General features: G+C 68.7%; 18 protein-coding genes and 1 pseudogene. 11 read left to right on the forward strand and 8 right to left on the reverse strand.

Annotated elements, in window-relative coordinates:
* Positions 1–82 precede the first annotated feature (82 nt).
* The 3 genes from gltS (at position 83) to V5F66_RS19595 (ending at position 2,601) form a co-directional block, all read left to right on the forward strand.
* Positions 83–1,291 carry a sodium/glutamate symporter gene (gltS, locus tag V5F66_RS19585; RefSeq protein WP_394001978.1) on the forward strand — a complete coding sequence of 403 codons (1,209 nt, stop codon included), beginning with the start codon at positions 83–85 and terminating at the stop codon, positions 1,289–1,291.
* A gap of 375 nt (positions 1,292–1,666) precedes the next feature.
* The gene (gene fldA, locus V5F66_RS19590; protein ID WP_138401643.1) at positions 1,667–2,149 is read left to right on the forward strand and encodes a flavodoxin FldA; all 483 of its coding nucleotides are present in this window, start codon (positions 1,667–1,669) and stop codon (positions 2,147–2,149) included.
* Entirely contained in the window at positions 2,128–2,601 is a 474-nt protein-coding gene (locus V5F66_RS19595; RefSeq protein ID WP_394094543.1) for a DUF2023 family protein, read from the forward strand. The genes fldA and V5F66_RS19595 overlap by 22 nt, the downstream gene beginning before the upstream one ends.
* A 27-nt stretch (positions 2,602–2,628) precedes the next feature.
* Here the strand turns inward: V5F66_RS19595 and V5F66_RS19600 are convergent, their stop codons facing one another.
* Positions 2,629–2,994, reverse strand: coding sequence for a hypothetical protein (locus tag V5F66_RS19600; protein ID WP_012112853.1), 366 nt, complete (start codon positions 2,992–2,994; stop codon positions 2,629–2,631).
* Between the two features lie 260 nt (positions 2,995–3,254).
* On the opposite strand from V5F66_RS19600, the gene V5F66_RS19605 reads away from it, so the two are divergent.
* The 3 genes from V5F66_RS19605 (at position 3,255) to V5F66_RS19615 (ending at position 6,222) form a co-directional block, all read left to right on the forward strand.
* Positions 3,255–4,004, forward strand: coding sequence for a transaldolase family protein (locus tag V5F66_RS19605; protein ID WP_012112854.1), 750 nt, complete (start codon positions 3,255–3,257; stop codon positions 4,002–4,004).
* A 338-nt stretch (positions 4,005–4,342) separates the two neighbouring features.
* Positions 4,343–5,476, forward strand: coding sequence for a Ppx/GppA phosphatase family protein (locus V5F66_RS19610; RefSeq protein WP_394094580.1), 1,134 nt, complete (start codon positions 4,343–4,345; stop codon positions 5,474–5,476).
* Positions 5,473–6,222 carry an RlmE family RNA methyltransferase gene (locus V5F66_RS19615; protein WP_394094544.1) on the forward strand — a complete coding sequence of 250 codons (750 nt, stop codon included), beginning with the start codon at positions 5,473–5,475 and terminating at the stop codon, positions 6,220–6,222. Before V5F66_RS19610 ends, V5F66_RS19615 begins: the two co-directional genes overlap by 4 nt.
* Here V5F66_RS19615 and V5F66_RS19620 read toward each other — a convergent pair.
* Positions 6,216–7,655 (reverse strand): MFS transporter, encoded by a 1,440-nt coding sequence (locus V5F66_RS19620; protein WP_012112857.1) that lies wholly within the window; start codon positions 7,653–7,655, stop codon positions 6,216–6,218. The genes V5F66_RS19615 and V5F66_RS19620 overlap by 7 nt on opposite strands.
* Positions 7,656–7,849: 194 nt before the next feature.
* Here V5F66_RS19620 and V5F66_RS19625 point away from each other — a divergent pair.
* Positions 7,850–8,095 (forward strand): annotated as a pseudogene (locus tag V5F66_RS19625) (hypothetical protein); the annotation flags it as partial.
* 75 nt (positions 8,096–8,170) lie between these two features.
* Here the strand turns inward: V5F66_RS19625 and V5F66_RS19630 are convergent.
* Entirely contained in the window at positions 8,171–9,196 is a 1,026-nt protein-coding gene (locus V5F66_RS19630) for an NAD(P)H-quinone oxidoreductase (protein WP_394001968.1), read from the reverse strand.
* Between the two features lie 256 nt (positions 9,197–9,452).
* On the opposite strand from V5F66_RS19630, the gene V5F66_RS19635 reads away from it, so the two are divergent.
* Positions 9,453–9,635 (forward strand): DUF1192 domain-containing protein, encoded by a 183-nt coding sequence (locus V5F66_RS19635; protein ID WP_394001966.1) that lies wholly within the window; start codon positions 9,453–9,455, stop codon positions 9,633–9,635.
* A 366-nt stretch (positions 9,636–10,001) separates the two neighbouring features.
* Positions 10,002–10,364, forward strand: coding sequence for a hypothetical protein (locus V5F66_RS19640; protein ID WP_394094545.1), 363 nt, complete (start codon positions 10,002–10,004; stop codon positions 10,362–10,364).
* A gap of 110 nt (positions 10,365–10,474) precedes the next feature.
* Here V5F66_RS19640 and rpmE read toward each other — a convergent pair whose 3' ends face one another.
* Positions 10,475–10,699: a 50S ribosomal protein L31 gene (gene rpmE / locus V5F66_RS19645; RefSeq protein WP_012112862.1), complete on the reverse strand. Its 225-nt coding sequence runs from the start codon at positions 10,697–10,699 to the stop codon at positions 10,475–10,477.
* 90 nt (positions 10,700–10,789) lie between these two features.
* On the opposite strand from rpmE, the gene V5F66_RS19650 reads away from it, so the two are divergent.
* Positions 10,790–12,607, forward strand: coding sequence for an ABC transporter transmembrane domain-containing protein (locus V5F66_RS19650; RefSeq protein WP_394094546.1), 1,818 nt, complete (start codon positions 10,790–10,792; stop codon positions 12,605–12,607).
* A 101-nt stretch (positions 12,608–12,708) separates the two neighbouring features.
* Here V5F66_RS19650 and V5F66_RS19655 read toward each other — a convergent pair whose 3' ends face one another.
* The 4 genes from V5F66_RS19655 to V5F66_RS19670 form a co-directional block, all read right to left on the reverse strand.
* Complete coding sequence (locus V5F66_RS19655) at positions 12,709–13,188, reverse strand: GNAT family N-acetyltransferase (RefSeq protein ID WP_394094547.1); 480 nt, start codon at positions 13,186–13,188, stop codon at positions 12,709–12,711.
* A 168-nt stretch (positions 13,189–13,356) separates the two neighbouring features.
* Positions 13,357–14,379, reverse strand: a complete 1,023-nt coding sequence (locus V5F66_RS19660) for a peptidoglycan -binding protein (RefSeq protein WP_394094548.1) — start codon at positions 14,377–14,379, stop codon at positions 13,357–13,359.
* 38 nt (positions 14,380–14,417) lie between these two features.
* Positions 14,418–15,497, reverse strand: a complete 1,080-nt coding sequence (locus V5F66_RS19665; protein ID WP_012112866.1) for a hypothetical protein — start codon at positions 15,495–15,497, stop codon at positions 14,418–14,420.
* Between the two features lie 127 nt (positions 15,498–15,624).
* Complete coding sequence (locus V5F66_RS19670) at positions 15,625–16,272, reverse strand: DUF938 domain-containing protein (protein ID WP_049775856.1); 648 nt, start codon at positions 16,270–16,272, stop codon at positions 15,625–15,627.
* A gap of 356 nt (positions 16,273–16,628) precedes the next feature.
* On the opposite strand from V5F66_RS19670, the gene V5F66_RS19675 reads away from it, so the two are divergent.
* Positions 16,629–17,603: an AAA family ATPase gene (locus V5F66_RS19675; RefSeq protein WP_012112868.1), complete on the forward strand. Its 975-nt coding sequence runs from the start codon at positions 16,629–16,631 to the stop codon at positions 17,601–17,603.
* Positions 17,604–17,629: the final 26 nt, after the last annotated feature.

The raw sequence follows: 17,629 nt of genomic DNA on the forward strand, positions 1-17,629 counted from the left end.
CCCGCGCGTCTAGAGCATACCGGCGGCGGTTGGGCCGCCGTCCAATGAAACCATCACACCAGCCGGAACTGCGGGGGAAGACATGCCAGCCACCTTCGAGGTCTCGGGCTTCCTCACCTTCACCCTTGCCATCGTGGTGTATTTCATCGGCGCCGGCCTCAACGGCGTGATCGCCCCGCTGCGCCGCTGGAACATTCCGGAGGCGGTCACCGGCGGCCTCCTGGCGGCGGTGGCGACGCTGTTGTGCTATCGCGTGCTCGGCCTTGCCATCTCGTTCGACCTCGCCGCGCGCGACATGCTGCTTTTGTATTTCTTCACCGGCATCGGCCTCAATGCGCGCCTGTCGGACCTGGTGCTGGGTGGGCGGCCGCTGCTCATCCTGCTGCTTCTGACTGTGGTCTATCTCGGGCTGCAGAATGTGGTGGCCATCGGCGGGGCCAAGGCGCTGGGCCTGCCCGACGGCATCGCCCCGCTGCTGGGCTCGGTGTCGCTCATCGGCGGGCACGGCACCACCATCGCCTGGGCTCCGCTGATCTCCGAGCGCTTCGGCCTGCCCAATGCCCTGGAAGTGGGCATCGCCAGCGCCACCCTGGGCCTCGTCATCGCCAGCCTCGTGGGCGGGCCGGTGGCGGGCATCCTCATCAACCGCTTCAAGCTGCGCAGCGACGAGATCCTGGCCCCCATGGTGGGCCTGCCCGACGACGACGTGGGGCCGGACGCGGGCAAGGTGACCTATCGCAACATCCTGAGTGCGCTTCTGGTGCTCAACGTGGTGATCCTCACCGCCTATTCGCTGGAAGGGCTGGTGGAGCAGACCGGCATCAAGCTGCCCCTGTTCGTGGTGTGCCTGCTGGTGGCCATCGTCATCACCAACACGCTGCCTCATGCCCTGCCGCGCATGACGTGGCCGGCGCGCACGCCGGCGCTGGCGTTGATCTCCGACCTGTCGCTGAAGATCTTCCTCGCCATGTCGCTCATGAGCATGCAGCTGTGGACTCTGGGCGGGCTCGGGCCGGCGCTGGCCGTGGTGCTCGGCCTGCAGACGCTGGTGGCGGTGCTCTACATCCTGTTCGCGGTGTTTCCGGCAATGGGGCGCAACTACCAGGCGGCGGTGCTGGCGGCGGGCTTCACCGGCATCAGCCTTGGGGCGACGCCCACCGCCATTGCCAACATGACGGCGGTGACGCGTACCCACGGGCCGGCGCCCATCGCCTTCATCATCCTGCCGCTGGTGTCGGCCTTCTTCATCGACATCGCCAACGCCCTCGCCATCGGCTTCATGCTGCGCTGAGGGCGGGCGGGCCTGGAGCATCAGCGGCCGGGCGCCATCTGCATTCATGAAAGGCCAGGCGCGGGTGCGGTGGTCCTGCCGCGCATGCTTAGCCGTGGGCGGCAGGTTGCGCGGGGACGGTCGCCGCGCGACCGGCTGACCCTGAGCCTCATTCACATCAGAATAAATCGAAACTGAAGATCGATTTGTAATAATTCTCGATCGTGCGTTTGCAAGATGGTGTAGAAGTACGCTGATTCTTATTGTTATTCAATCCGTGAATATCCCATCTTGTTGAGCTAAATTCGTGTAGCTAGCATTTGCCTGCAAATTGGGATGCCGCCATTGGCTGGCATTCCGTTCTAGATTTGAATCACTTCATAAAGAGACGGGTCCATGATTGTCACGGTGATCTTCGGCTCCGATGGCGGAGCCACGAAAGGGGTCGCGTCCAAGATTTCAAAGAAATGCCAGGGCCGTTCGGTGGACATCAAGACCGCGACCAAGGCCGATTTCGAGAATAGCGATCTCCTCATCCTCGGCTCGCCCACCTATGGCGACGGAACATTGCAGACCGACTGGGAAGAGAACATCGACAAGCTGCGCAGCGCCAACCTGAAGGGCCGGAAGGTGGCGCTGTTCGGCACGGGGGACCAGGAGAGCTATCCCACCTCCTTTGTCGATGCCATCGGCATCCTCTATGACGAGGTGACGGATCTCGGCGCGGTGGTGGTCGGCTTCACCGACACCGCCGGCTACGACTATGTGGGCTCCACGGCCGAACGGGACGGCCAGTTCGTCGGCCTCGCCCTCGACCTCGACACGCAATCCGGTCTGACCGACAAACGGGTGACAGCATGGCTCAGCAAGCTGCTTTAGGCCCCTGCATGGACGTGCCGGAGGATGTGTCCCTCGCGGAGGAGGCCGGCTGGCCTCCGTCCCCGGCCGTCGCTGTCGCAGAGGGGTGCGCGGCGCCGGTGATGCGGCTGTTCCAGCACCATGTCTATGAATACGGGCGGGGCGTGCGCGCCCTGTTCCTCATGACGCTCTGCCGCGCCGAGCTGCCGCTGGTGCTGGCCCGGCTCGGGCGCCACGGCATCGACCATTTCGTGCAGGAGGTGAGCCCGGTGAAGGTGAACCTCTTCTTCGGCCGTCCGGCCTTCGTGGCGGTGGCGCGGGCGGTGGTCACCCGGCCGCTCAACACGTTGACGGCGGAAGAGGATTTTATGCTCGGCACCCTGCTCGGCTACGACAAGGAGCAGCAGTGCCGGCGCTATCTCGGCCGGTCCGGGCGCGGCCAGCCGGAACAGGTCGCCCTCGCCGCCGAATGAGGGCGGCGGCTGTCGGCTGGGCGCAGGCTAGCGGGCGCCTTCGCTCTCGGCGTAGCGGGTGGCCAGCGGCAGGGACGCGGTGGCGAGGAAGGAGCGGTAGCGGCGCCTTGCATCCATGGCGGTGCCGTTGTCGGCGATGGCGGCTTCCTGCAATTCCGCGAGCGCCCACGGGGTGGGCTCCACCGGAATGGCGACGATCTCGGGCGCCGCGCGCGAGGTGATCTCAATCACGTCGTGGGGGGTGAGGGCCTGGAGGGCGTGGGTGGCCAGCTGGCGCTGGTAGGCGCGCCGTTCGGGCGAAAGCTCGTCCCACGGCTCCAGCAGGGGATAGCGCTGCCGGGAGAAGGCGTGCATCGCGCGCGCCATGCGCTCCACCATGTCGTTTGCCACCATCCCCGCCTCTCAACGCCTGACAAACTGATGCCCGGGACCCCGGATGGAAGGCAGGATGCCAGACGCCCCTTTCCCGGAAGTTGCCCGGCGGGCCGACCTTCCGACATGGTTAATGGACGGTTGATGCCGACGGTCGTTGGGCGCCTGCCTGCGTCATCGCGCTGCCGCACGGGCGGGCGATTATCCGCCCGCCTTGCATTGCGGCGGCGTCGGCCGCTGCTCTAGGATGCGGGCCGAAACGGGATCAAGGGAGTAGATGCATGTCCGTGAAGCTCAGCGACCTGAAGGTGAAGCTGTTCACCGACGGGGCCGACAAGGCGCAGATTGTGGAAATGGCCAAGCAGCCCCACATCGCCGGCTTCACCACCAATCCGTCCCTGCTGCGCAAGGCCGGCGTGACCGATTATGAGGCCTATGCCCGCGATCTCGTCGCCGCCGTGCCGGACCGGCACATCTCGTTCGAGGTGTTCTCCGACGACATCCCGGAAATCCGCGCCCAGGCCCGCGTCATCGCCACCTGGGGCGAGCATGTGCACGTCAAGCTCCCGGTCTCCACCACCCGCGGCGAGACGCTGTACGACCTGGTGCGGGACCTGGTGAACGACGGCGTGAAGGTGAACCTCACCGCCATCTTCGACGTGCCCCAGGTGGAAGAGGGCGTCAAGGCGCTGGCTGGTGGCGCCCCCTCCATCATCTCGGTGTTCGCCGGGCGCCTCGCCGACCTCGGCATCGACTACAAGCCCGCCATCTCGCGGGCGGTGGCGCTGGCCAACGCGACCAACAACGTGGAGGTCATCTGGGCTTCCACCCGTGAGGTGTGGAACGTGATCGAGGCGGACGAGCTGGGCTGCCACATCATCACCGCCCCCGCCGACGTGCTGAAGAAGCTTCCGGCGCTGGGCTCGCGCACCGCCGCCGAGCTGTCCCTCGACGCGGTGAAAGCCTTCCGCGCCGATGCGCTGGCCGCCGGCCTGACCCTGGACCTCAAGGGCCGCGCCGCCGCCGAGTGACTTTTTCGGGGCACTGCCTGCGTTGAAGGCAGGCCCCGGCATTGCACACATCGCGCGCGCTGTTACACTGGCCGCAAGGCGCAGCCGGTCGCTGACCCAGCGGCAGGCCTGAGCGCATGTTTCCGCCTTGCGGCGAGGGGATGGACATGAGGGACGAGACGCACGGACCCGGTGCGGGTCCGGGGCAGTCTTGCCGCGAGCGTGCCGTAACGGAAGCCGTAACGGATGCACGCTGCGGGGCAAAAGGGCTCGCGGGTTCGGCCACGGTGACCGTGGACGGGGTCGCGCCTCTGGACCCGCCTTCGTGTTCCGACAAGATCGCGTCCCCCGGCAAGATCGTGTCCCCCGACCCGGCGCAACCCTGCGCCAGCCCGCCCCGCACCCCTCCGGACCATCCGGTTTCAGCGCCTCCCGCGTCGGCCAGTGGGCATTCCGCGCCGTCCTATCCGTCCGGCAATGCCAGCGCGGTCTATGCCGCCATTGACCTCGGCACCAACAATTGCCGCCTCTTGGTGGCGCGGCCCACGGCGCGCAGCTTCCGGGTGGTGGATGCGTTCTCGCGCATCGTCCGCCTCGGCGAGGGGCTGACCGCCTCCGGCCGCCTGTGCGACGAGGCCATGGCGCGGGCAGTGGCTGCCCTTGAGGTCTGCGCCGCCAAGATGGACCTGCGCGGCGTCACCCGCGCCCGTATCGTTGCCACCGAGGCCTGCCGCGCCGCCGACAACGGCGCCGAATTCTGCGCCCGGGTGGAAGAGCGCACCGGCCTCCAGCTGGAAGTGGTGGACCGCCGCACCGAGGCGGGGCTCGCCGCCACCGGCTGCGCGCCGCTGGTGGACCCCACCTGCGACGGCGCAGTGCTGTTCGACATCGGCGGCGGCTCCACCGAGGTGGTGTGGCTGGGCCGGCGCTCGGCGGGGGACGACGGGCCGCCGCGCGCCCGCATCCGCTCGTGGGTGTCGCTGCCGGTGGGCGTGGTCTCCCTGTCCGAGCGGCACGGCGGTGTCCGCGTCTCGCCCGATGTGTTCCATGCCATGGTGGATGAAGTCTGCGGCATGCTGGACGGCGTGCGCCAAAGCTGGGGCGTGCGCGCTCCCGGCCGGCTGCACCTGCTCGGCACCTCCGGCACCGTCACCACCGTGGCCGGCATCCATCTCGGCCTCGACCGCTACGACCGCACCCGGGTGGACGGCGCGTGGCTCGGCGCCAGCCACATCGAGGAGGTGGTGGAGCGCCTCATGTGCATGTCCTTCGAGGAGCGGGTGGCCAATCCCTGCATCGGCGCCCAGCGGGCGGACCTGGTGCTGGCCGGCTGCGCCATCATGGAGGCGGTGCGCCGGGTTTTCCCCACGGACCGCCTGCGGGTGGCGGACCGGGGCTTGCGCGAGGGCATGCTGGTGCAGTTGATGCGGGCTGATGGCGCCTGGCGTCGCAATCGCCCCGCCGGCACCCCTTCCGGAGACGCACACGCGTGACCACCCCACCCCGCGGGCCGGACGGCCGGCCCCTGAAAGTGCGCGTGAAAAAATCGCGCGGCCGCACCACGTCCTCCCAGAAATGGCTGCAGCGCCAGCTCAACGACCCTTACGTCGCCCGCGCCAAGCGCGAGGGCTGGCGCTCGCGCGCCGCGTTCAAGCTCATCGAGATGGACGAGAAGGCCCGGCTTTTGAAGCGCGGCATGCGCATCGTGGACCTGGGCGCTGCCCCCGGGGGGTGGAGCCAGGTGGCGGCGAAGAAGATCGGCCTTGAGGAAGGCCTCGGCAAGATCGTCGCCATCGACCTTCTGGAGATCGAGCCCATTCCCGGCGTCGTCTTCGCCCAGATGGATTTCCTGGCGCCGGACGCACCGGAGCGGCTGATCGCCATGCTGGGCGGGCAGGCCGACCTCGTCATGTCCGACATGGCGGCCAACGCCACCGGGCACAAGAAGACCGACCACCTGCGCATCGTCGGCCTGGTGGAGCTGGCGGTGGATTTCGCCCGACAGGTGCTGGCGCCGGGCGGGACCTTCCTCGCCAAGGTGATCCAGGGCGGCATGGAAGCGACCCTTTTGGCCGACCTCAAGCGCGACTTCACCCAGGTGCGCCATGTGAAGCCGGCCGCCAGCCGTGCCGATTCGGCCGAGCTGTATGTGCTGGCCACCGGCTTCCGTGGCGAGGCGGACCGGGCCGAGACGGACGATGCCGGGACCGCCGAGGTGCAGGCGCCCCGCGATCAGTGATCGGGACTGACCTCGCTGCGCGGGTCGGCGAGGTCCGGCTTGCGGCCGTTCAGCTCCGCACCGGCATTCCGGGGCAGGCCGACGAAATAGGCGAGGCTCGCCAGGCTCACCACCGCCACCACCAGGAAGGCGACGGCGAAGTCGCTCTGGGTTACCGCCATCTCGCCCCGGTGGGCGCGCATGGTCTCCAGCACAAAGCCAGCCAGCGCCACGCCGCAGGACAGTGACACCTGCTGCGCCACGCTGGCGAAGGAGGTGGCCCGGCTCATCTCCTGGGGCTCCACTTCCGCATAGCTCAGCGCATTGAGCGCTGTGAACTGGAGCGAGCGCAGGAAGCCGCCCACCAGCAGCACCATGACGATGATCCAATGGGGCGTGAACGGCGTGAAGGCGGCGTTCACCGCGATGAAGCCGGCCGAAAGCACGGCGTTGGCAAGGAGCACGCGCTTGTAGCCGAGCCGCCGCAGCAGCGGCGCGGCGGTGAATTTCATGATGAGGGCCCCCGCCGAGGCGGCGAAGGTGAGCATGCCCGAGGCGAACGGCGACAGGCCAAACGACAGCTGGAGAAGCAGCGGAAGCAGGAAGGGCAGGGCGCCGATGCCCACCCGGAACAGCGAGCCGCCCACGACGCCGGCGCGGAACGAGGAATGCCGCAAGAGGTTCAGGTCGAGCACCGCATGGGGCGTGACCCGCGCATGGCGCACATAGAGCCACAGGGCGCCGGCGCCGATGCCGGCCACGGCGAGGGCGGCCCACACCGGCACCAGCTCCTGTCCCAGCACGGCGAAGCCGAAGACCAGGCCGGCGAGCCCGATTCCGGACAAAACGAGGCCCTTCAGGTCGAGCGGCGGCACGTCCTCTTCCCGCACATTCTCGATGAAGCGGGTGGCGAGGAACACCCCCAGCACCCCGATGGGCACGTTGATGAAGAAGATCAGCCGCCAGTCGAAATAGGTGGTGATGAAGCCCCCCAGCGGCGGGCCGAACACCGGCCCCAGAAGGGCGGGAATGGTGAGCCACGCCAGCGCCGACACCAGCTCCGTCTTCGGCACCGAGCGCAGGATGACGAGCCGCCCCACCGGCACCATCATGGCTCCGCCCATGCCCTGGACGATGCGGTAGAGTACGAAGTCGGTGAGCGAGGTGGACAGCCCGCACAGGATCGAGCCGATGGTGAAGATGACGATGGCGGAGCGGAACACGGTGCGCGCGCCATAGCGGTCCGCCGCCCAGCCGCTGGCCGGAATGAAGACCGCAAGGGAGAGCAGGTAGGAGGTGAGCGCCAGCTTGAGCGCTACCGGGTCTTCCTTCAGGTCGGCGGCGATGGCGGGCAGGGAGGTGGCGATCACCGTCGCGTCCACCTGCTCCATGAACAGGGCACAGGCGACGATGAGGGGAATGAGAACCTGCGGCGGCAGCGCGTGGCGCGGCATGAGCGTTTCCGTAGGGTCGCGCCTCGGGGCAGGGTCTTCGGGGGCAGAGCGACGCGTTGAGCCCGGCGTCCCGAATAGGGGCTCCACACGCCGTGATCAACCACCTCCAGCCCCGCCGGGGTCACGATGCCTTGCAGGCGCGCCTGGCCGCACCATATGGATGCCGAGGCCTTTAAGGAGGGCCTGACGCGACCATGATCTACATTCTCGCCGCTCTGCTTCCGCCGCTCGGCCTGCTGGTGAACGGACAGCCGATTTCGGCCCTTATCAATCTGGTCATGATCGTGCCGTGCATCCTGCTCGGCCTGATCTTCCCGCTGCTGTTCCTGTTGCCCTCCGCCCATGCGGTCATCGCCGTGCACATGAAGCGCACGGATCGCCGCCAGCGCGAGGTGCTCGAGGCGATCCAGCGCAGCGGCGTCCCGCCCGCCGACTGGCGCGGCCCTGACACGCGGTTTCGTCCCCTCCGGCCCGGCCGGAGGGGAACGCATGCGACTTGGGAAAGCGGCGCCCCGTCAGTCGACCGTCAGAACGATCTTGCCCACGTGGGCGCTCGCATCCATGCGGGCGTGGGCGGCGGCGGCATTGGCCAGCGGGAAGGTCTCGTCCATCACCGGGCGGTATTTTCCCGCCGCGATCAGCGGAAACACCTGCTCCACGATGGCGGCCGCCAGCGCCGCCTTCTCCGCCACCGGGCGCGAGCGCAGGGTGGAGCCGGTGTGGGTCAGGCGCTTCAGCATGAGGCGCATGAAGTCGACCTCGGCCTTGGCGCCCTGCTGGAAGGCGATCTGCACGATGCGCCCGTCCTGGGCGGCGGCTTCGTAATTCTTCTGGATGTAGGGGCCACCGATCATGTCCAGGATCACGTTGGCGCCCTTGCCGCCGGTGAAGCTTTTCACTTCGGCCACGAAATCCTGGGTGCGGTAGTTCACCGCCAGGTCGGCGCCCAGCGTCACACAGGCGGCGCACTTCTCGTCCGATCCCGCCGTCACCACCACCCGCGCGCCGAAAGCCTTGGCGAGCTGGATGGCCGTGGTGCCGATGCCGCTCGACCCGCCGTGCAGCAGCAGCGTCTCGCCCGCCTTCAGCTGGCCGCGCTCGAAGATGTTGCTCCACACGGTAAAGGCGGTTTCCGGCAGGGCCGCCGCCTCGGCGGCGCTCAGGCCTTCGGGGATCGGCAGGGCCGTGGCCTCGTGCGTCGTGCAATATTGCGCATAGCCGCCGCCGGTGACGAGGGCGCAGACCCGGTCGCCCAGCTTGAAGCGGCTCGCGCCTTCGCCGAGGGCCACCACCGTGCCGGCGATCTCCAGGCCCGGAATGTCCGAGGCACCGGGGGGCGGCGGATAGAGGCCCTTGCGCTGCATCACGTCCGGCCGGTTGATTCCGGCGGCCTCCACCTTCACCAGGAGTTCGCCGGCGGCGGGAGCGGGGACCGGGCGGTTGCCTGGCACCAGCACCTCCGGCCCGCCGGGCGCGGAGATGAGGATGGCGGTCATGGTTTCAGGCAGCGGGGCAGGAGATACGGGGGCAGCGGACGACATGGACGGCTCCGAAAGGACTTCCGAAAGGACTTGCGGCGCGGCGCCTGAGGCGCAGTGTCTGGCGATGGCGCGAGAGGGGAAACCGGCCGGCACGACCTGACCGGTGAAATCCGCCTCGCCTCATTGCATTGGGGGCTCTTGCGAGCAGGCCCCTTTTAACCGAAGCGGGGACGGGCAAAATAGGGATTAGGCGGGTCGGACCTGAAGTCCGTTCCACCACGCGAGGCGACAATAGGGAGGGGCACGCAAGATGCCAATGGATGACGAAGCTTTGCCGCCGCCGCGCGAGCCGCTCATCGCGGCGGATATCTCGCGCCTGTCGGTGGACGAGATCGAGCAGCGCATCGCCGACCTCAAGGCGGAGATCGCGCGCCTGGAGACGGCGCTCACCGCCAAGCTCGCCTCCCGCGCCGCCGCCGATGCCGCTTTTAAATTATAGGGGCGCCGGCCCAGAGGGGGCAGGGGTTTTAGATGTCACGCGTTAAGGCGGCCTTAATCCCTGCCTGCCAGACTTCACTTGTCCGCAGCGTTCCTCCCAACACCTGACCGGACATGAGAGCGAGTACCGAGACCGAGTATCTGGACCGAGTACCTGGACCGAGTACCTGGCAACTCTCCCTGTCAGACTTCGGAGCCGCCGCAAGGCGGCTCTTCTTTGCGTGGGGTGCCCGATATCCCCAAGGCATTTGAGGCCCGGACCCTTTACGGGCGCCCGCCCGTTCCGCTTGATGCACGCCCTTGTGTGAGGAGCGCTCAAGTGCGGGACCGGGACGCGGCTGCATCAGCCGCCATCTTCAACGGAGGTATGGAAACGCTCGCCTCCGCGCAGGCGCGCCTGTCCTCGACTTCGCTCGACCCCTCCGCCGCCGACGCCTTGCGTCGCCTGGTGCTGGATGCGTCTTCGGCGCTGCTGATGCTCGACATGCTGGGCGAGGGGGACATGGCGCCCGAGGCTCTCCGCAGCGAAGCCGCGCGGCTTCACCTGGCCCTGCCGACCGGGCTCGTCGAACGCCTGCCGGCGGCGGCCCGGATCGGGGCGCTGGAACTCGCCACCCTGTGCGGCACGCTCGCCGCGCGGCTTCAGGCGGCGGCCACGCCGGCTACCGGTGCATTACGCAACGCAAAAAGCCGCGACGGCGGCACAACCGCCCGCGGCTTCAGCTGGTGACGCGCTCAAGCTGAACGGCGAAGGGGATGCCCCTGCGCCAGCACGGCAAAGCCGCGACGTCAGGCCCTGCGACGCAGATACGCAGGGCCGGATGCCGCGGCGGGGGCCGATCAGCCCTTGAGAAGGGCGCCGAACTTGCTCTTGAAGCGGGAAACGCGGCCGCCGCGGTCCATCAGCTGCTGGGTGCCGCCGGTCCACGCGGGATGGGTGCGCGGGTCGATATCGAGCTGAAGGGTGTCACCCTCCTTGCCGTAGGTCGACCGGGTCGTGTACTCGGAACCGTCCGTCATCACCACCTTGATGAAGTGGTAATCGGGGTGGATGTCGCTCTTCATTGGTTCAATCCTTTATCGCCACGCCGACGCCCTCCCGGGTCCGGCAGCGTCAATTTCGGTTCCTGACGGAAGTGGCGGGTCTATAACCGAGTGCATGCTTTGACACAAGCCGACACCTCAACTGCCCCCAACAACGACGCCTCCGAGGGCTCCCGGCGCCGCAAGGCCAACCTGAAGCCGCTGCGAGGCCTTGCCCCCTACCTGTCGCGCTATCGCGGCCGGGTCGCGGCGGCGCTGGTCGCCATCCTGGTGGCGGCGCTGGCGACGCTGGCGCTGCCGCTGGCGGTGCGGCGCATGATCGATTTCGGCTTCGCCGCCGACCATGCGGCCCTGGTGGATCGCTATTTCGCGGTGCTTGTGGCGGTGGCGGCGGTGCTTGCCGCCGCCTCCGCCGCCCGCTACTACCTTGTGACCACGCTCGGCGAGCGGGTGGTGTCGGACCTGCGCACCGCCGTCTTCGCCCGCCTGGTGACGCTGGACGGCGCCTTCTACGACACCGCCCGCTCCGGCGAGCTGACCTCGCGCCTTACGGCGGACACCACCCAGCTGAAGTCGGCGGTGGGCGCGTCCGCCTCCACCGCCTTGCGCAACCTGGTGCTGTGCGTGGGCGGCATCGCCATGATGGTGGTGACCAGCCCGCGCCTGTCGGCCCTGGTGCTGGTGGCCATCCCGGTCATCGTGCTGCCGCTGGTGGCCTCCGGCCGCAAGGTGCGCCGGCGCACCCGCCATGCCCAGGACACGCTGGCCGACGCCTCGGCCTATGCCGCCGAGGCCCTCAACGGCATGCGCGCGCTGCAATCCTCCAGCGCGGAAGGCGCTGCGCGGGCGCGCTTCGACGGGGCGGTGGAAGAGGCCTTCACCGCCGCACAGGACGCGACGCGGGCGCGGGCCTGGCTCACCGGCGTCGCCATCTTCCTCGTCACCGCCAGCATCGTGGCGGTGCTGTGGGCGGGCGCCCAATCGGTGCTCGGCGGTACCATGAGCTCGGGCGCGCTGAGCCAGTTCGTGCTCTATGCGGTGCTGGCCGCCGCCTCGCTGGGTAATCTGTCCGAGACCTGGGGCGAGGTTTCCGCCGCGGCCGGCGCCGCCGAGCGCATCGGCGAACTGCTGAAGGTGGAGCCCCAGGTGCGGACCGCGGCCCGCCCGGTGGCGCTGCCCGCGCGTCTTTCCGGCGCGATCCGGTTCGACGAGGTGTCCTTCGCCTATCCCACGCGGGCCGACGACAATGCCCTGCATGCCGTCTCCTTTACCGTGCGGCCCGGCGAGCGGGTGGCGCTGGTGGGGCCGTCGGGGGCGGGCAAGAGCACGGTGTTCCAACTGCTGGAGCGCTTCTACGATCCGCAGGCGGGGCGCATCCTGCTGGACGAGATCGACATCGGCACCGCCGATCCGGTGGATGTGCGCCGGCAGATCGCGCTGGTGCCGCAGGAGGTCGCCATCTTTGCCGACACCGTGCGCGCCAACATCCGCCTGGGCCGGCCCGACGCCACCGACGCCGAGGTTGAGGCCGCAGGCCAGGCGGCGGCGGTGGACGAGTTCGTGGCGCGCCTGCCGCAGGGCTGGGACACGCTGGTGGGCGAGCGGGGGGTGACCCTCTCCGGCGGCCAGCGCCAGCGCATCGTCATCGCCCGCGCTATCCTGCGGGCCGCCCCCATCCTGCTGCTCGACGAGGCCACCAGCGCGCTCGATGCGGAAAGCGAGACCCTGGTGCAGACCGCGCTGGAGCGCTCCATGGAGGGGCGCACCACGCTCGTCATCGCCCACCGCCTCGCCACCGTGCTGGAAGCCGACCGGATCCTTGTGATGGAGGCCGGCCGCGTGGTGGACGAGGGCACCCACGCCGAACTGGTGGCCAAGGGCGGCCTCTACGCCCGCCTCGCCCAGCTCCAGTTCAACGCGGCGGCTTAATTCCAACGGCCGTTGAGCTTGGCTCAATGGCCGTTGGCTGAAGCCCGCGCGGCGTTTGAGCGTTACCCTCTCGGCATTGGTCAAAAACCGAGGCCGTCGGTCTAAAGTCCGCGTGTCGCCTGGGCGGTATCCTCCTCGCGCCATTCCATGCGGAAAGTGCGGCGGCCGGACATGGGGTTCTCGCCCTCGGCGACGATGGCGAGCCCCATCTTCTGGTAAAAACGCACCGCGCGGGGATTGTCCTGGTTCACGTCGAGGGCAACGACGGTCGGGGAGATGCGCCGCGCCTCGTCCATCAGCGCCTCCGCCGCGCCCTGTCCCCAGACGCGCGGGGCGACCGCCAGCTGGTCGAGATATCCGGTGCCGGGGTGGATGACCACGAAGCCGGCCACCGCCCCCGCCCCGTCCAGCGCCACCCGAATCAGCGCACCGCCTGCGGTGAGGGTATCGAGATGGCTTTCAAGCCACGGCCGGCGGGCCTCGAAATCGATCTCCGGCAGGGTCTTCGCCCAGCTCTCCACCCACAGCTGCGCCATGGCAGGACGATGGGCGGGCAGGGCAGGGACGAGGGTATAGGGCATGGGAATGTCACGTCTTGGCTTCAGACGACGGGATGGCTCGTGCGGATCCAACTTCTTCGCCGTCAAATCCGGGCATCCAACCTGAACCAGAGGGATTGCCGGGCACTTAACGTCTCTTGAGCCGCGTTGCTGGTCCATTCCCGCAGGAATTCAGAGACGACCGTAGCCTCACCGCTCCGTCAGCTTCAGCTCGATACGGCGGTTGCGGGCGCGGGCCTCGTCGGAGGCGGCGGGATCGATGGGCTGGTATTCGCCGAAACCGGCGGCGATCAGGTGCTGCGGGCTCACCCCCTTGGATATGAGGTACTGAACCACCGCGATGGCCCGCGCCGCCGACAGCTCCCAGTTGGAGGGGAACTGGGGCGTGGCGATGGGCCGGTTGTCGGTATGCCCATCGATGCGCAGGGCCCAGGAGATGTCCGGGGGGATGGATTTCTCCAGATCGAGGATGGCGCCCGCCAGCTTGTCCAGCTCCGCCAGCGCCTCGGGGCGGGGCGTGGCAGAGCCGCGGTCGAAAAATACCTCCGACTGGAACACGAAGCGGTCGCCCACCACCCGAACGTCCGGCCGGTTGCCGAGGATGTCGCGCAGGCGGCCGAAGAATTCCGAGCGGAAGCGGGTCAGCTCCTGCACCCTTTGGGCCAGCGCCACGTTGAGCCGGCGGCCGAGGTCGGTGATCTTGGTCTGGCTCTCGGCATCGCGCTTCTCGGCGACATTGAGGGCCTCTTCCAGCGCCGCCATCTGCCGGCGCAGGGCGGAAATCTGCTGGTTGAGCAGCTCGATCTGGGCGACGGCGCGGGCCGCCACGTCCTTCTGCAGGTCCACCTCGCGGGCGAGCGCCCGGGTGTGGCCCTCGTCGGAGTTGGGCGCCGGGGCTGCGGAAAGCTGGCTCTTGAGGCGGTCGCGCTCGGTTTCGGTGGCCTCCAGCGAGGCGCGCAGGGTGGCCAGCTCCCCGTCCGTGGTCTGGCCGGTGGCGCGTTCCAGCGAGAGCAGCTCCGTGAGCTGGCGGATCTGCGCCTGCAGGCGCTGCATCACATTGTCCTTGCCCGACATCTCCTGGGTCAGGAAGAACTGGGTGAGCATGAACACCGACAACAAGAAGATGAACACCAGCAGCAGCGTGGACAGGGCGTCCACGAAGCCGGGCCAGTAGTCGATGTGGCGGTCGCGGCCGCGTCTGCCCAGGGCCATGGCTCAGCTCCCGCTCAAGGGTTGGTCCCGGCGTCCGGTCATGCCTTGCCCCGTCCGGAGGTCTCGTCCTCCAGCCGGCGGACGAGGCGCTTCAGCTCTTCCTGCTGGGCGCTCTGCGCCTCGATCATCTGCTTCAGCAGGGCCTGCTCCGAGCGCATGTGGGTGACGAGACCCTGAAGGCTCTCGGCAAGCTGGGACATGGCGGTGGTGACCCGCTGGGAGCCTGCTTCCGTCATGGTCTTCTCCAGCCGGCCCATGGCGGAGACCAGGGGTGCGGTGTCGAACGCCGGCTGGGGCGGCGGCAGGGCGAGGGGCGGGCTTGAGGGAACAGGCTGCGCCGTCGCCGAGAGGCGCGCCGGCTCGCGCTCGGCGCCGAAGCCGCGCTCGCGGGGGGGCTCATCGAGGTCGCGCACGGTGGTGGAGAGCCAGTCTTCCAGATCGGTATAGAAACGGGTCTGCGCCTGCCCCGCCTGGAGGTCGAGGAAGCCCAGCACCAGCGAGCCCGACAGGCCGAACAGGGAGGACGAGAACGCCGTGCCCATGCCGCCGAGCGGGGCGGCCAGGCCGGTCTTCATATCCTCGAAGATGGAGCCGGCATCCGGCCCTACCTGCAGCGAGCTGATGACCGTGCCGATGGAAGACACGGTTTCCAGCAATCCCCAGAAGGTGCCGAGCAGGCCGAGGAACACCAGAAGACCCGTGAGATAGCGCCCCATGTCCCGGCTCTCGTCGAGGCGGGTGCCGATGGAATCCAGGATCGACCGCATGGTGACCTGGGAAATGGACATCCGCCCCACCCGGTCGCCCAAAAGCGCCGCCATGGGCGCGAGCAAGGTGGGCGGGCGCGCCACCGCCAGCCCCGGGTCGGAGAGGCGGAAGGAATTCACCCACTCCACCTCGGGAAAGAGCCGCGCCACCTGTCGGATGGCGAGGATGATGCCGACCGCGAGCACCCCGAAGATGACGCCGTTGAGGCCCGGATTGTTGAGGAAGGCGGCCAGGATCTGCCTGTGCAGCACGGCGGCGAGCGCCGCGCACAGGGCCAGGAACACGATCATCCGCACCAGGAAGATTTGGGGGGACGATACCTTGATGAAAGGATCGACGACGCGCGCCATGAAGGTTCCTCGAAAGCAAGGGTCCTCGAGCGGAAGGGTCCTCGAGCGGAAGATCCGGCCCGGTCCTGATAGCAGATTGCGGTGAGTCTGGCTCACCCCAATCCGGTTCCGGCGGTGCGGTGCCCGACTATGGCACAGCGCCGGTGCCGGGCGAAACCGTCATCACCTTACGGAAAACCAGTGACAGGTTGTTGGACGGCATCTCGACCACCCGCGCGAGGGCGAGGCCGTTTTTCGCCGCGCAGGCGGCCACGTCGTGAAGGTGGCGCAGGCCGAAACGCGGGTCCTGCCGCTTCAGGTCGGCGTCGAAGGCCACATTGCTGGGGGCGGTGGGGACGCCGTCCTGCAGGTAAGCGCCATAGGCGAACAGCACGCCGTCCGGCGGCAAGCGGGCACCGGCGCCGCGCATGAGCCCTTCGGTCGCCTCCCACGGGCTGATGTGGATCATGTTGACGCAGACCACCGCATCGACCTTGCCCACCGGCCAGTCCGCAGCGGCGGCATCCAGCGCGAGGGGCGCTCGGACGTTGGCAAGGCCTTCCGCAGCGGTCCAGGCAGCGATGGAGGCCCGCGCCTCGGGGGAGGGGTCGGAGGGTTGCCAGGTGATATGCGGCATCTTTCGGGCGAAATACACCGCGTGCTCGCCGGTGCCGCTGGCGATCTCCAGCACCAGCCCGGTCGCGGGCAGAAGCTGGAGCAGCTGGGCGGCGATGGGCTCGCGGTTGCGCGCGACCGCCGGGGCGGAACGGCGCGCGTCGGGGGACGGATCGGGCACGGGTCGGGTTCTCCGCTGCGTCAGGGCGCCCGGGGCCGGTGGGGCAGGGGGGCGGGAGGCGCCATCTTGGCCGGTGGGGCTGAGGGGCTCAACCGTTCGCCATGCCTCCATCCGCCGCAGCGGCACGGGGCGCATCTTCGGCGTCCGGCCGGCCCGGGACTTGGCCTGGGGCGCCGCGAGCTTGAAAAATGACTGCGAGATAATGTGCGATCGCGCATCCGCGGCGATATAAGGATCCAAAGCCAGCACGAGACCGGAACCCTTCTTTCATGACGACAAGCCGTGACGCCAGTTTCCTGGAAGGCGCCTCTGCCCGGGCGCGGCCCCCCGTGGCGGATCGCGCCGGTCATGAGCGGATGGCGCATGAAAGTGCCGGGCTCGCGCGGGCGTTCGACGATCTTGCCGCCTACATGAACGCCTGCATCCTCGGCCAGCCGGCGTTCGTGGAACTGCTGCTCATCGCCGTGCTGGCGGACGGCCACCTTCTGGTGGAGGGCGCGCCGGGCCTTGCCAAGACCAAGGCCATCAAGGCGCTGGCCCGAGCCATCGACCTCAGCGACCAGCGAATCCAGTTCACGCCGGACCTGCTGCCCTCCGATCTGACCGGCACCGACATCTACAGGCCCGAGGACGGCACCTTCCGCTTCCAGAAAGGGCCGCTGTTCCACAATTTCATCCTCGCCGACGAGATCAACCGCGCCCCGGCCAAGGTCCAGTCGGCCCTGCTGGAGGCCATGGCCGAACGCCAGGTGACGGTGGGCGGCAAGACCTACCGCCTCGACGACCTGTTCATGGTGATGGCCACGCAGAACCCCATCGAGCAGGAGGGCACCTACCCGCTGCCGGAGGCCCAGCTCGACCGCTTCCTGCTGCATGTGCGCATCGATTTCCCCGATATCGCCGCCGAGCGCGAGATCCTGCGCCTGGTGCGCGGGGAGGCGAGGGGCGTGGCGCCGGACTTCGGTCCGCCCCTGCCGCAGGAGGTGGTGTTCGCCGCCCGGCGCGCGGTAGCGGCCGTCCATATGGCGGAGCCGGTGGAAGAATACCTGCTCCAGATGGTGCAGGCGACCCGCCATCCCGAGCTGTACGGCGCCGACCTCGAAGGGCTGGTCAGCTTCGGCGCCAGCCCGCGCGGCACCATCGCCCTCGACCGCTGCGCCCGCGCCCATGCCTGGCGGCGCAAGCGCGACTATGTGGTGCCAGAGGATGTGCAGGCCGTGCTGAAGCCGGTGCTGCGCCACCGCGTGCTCATGACCTTCGAGGCCGAGGCCGACGGGGTGACGAGCGACGATTTCATCGACCTCCTCATCGCCCGGGTGCCGGTGGGCTGAGGTCGCGGACTGCCATGTCGGAACAG

The sequence above is a fragment of the Xanthobacter versatilis genome (assembly GCF_043193975.1).
Classification (GTDB): Bacteria; Pseudomonadota; Alphaproteobacteria; order Rhizobiales; family Xanthobacteraceae; genus Xanthobacter; species Xanthobacter autotrophicus_E.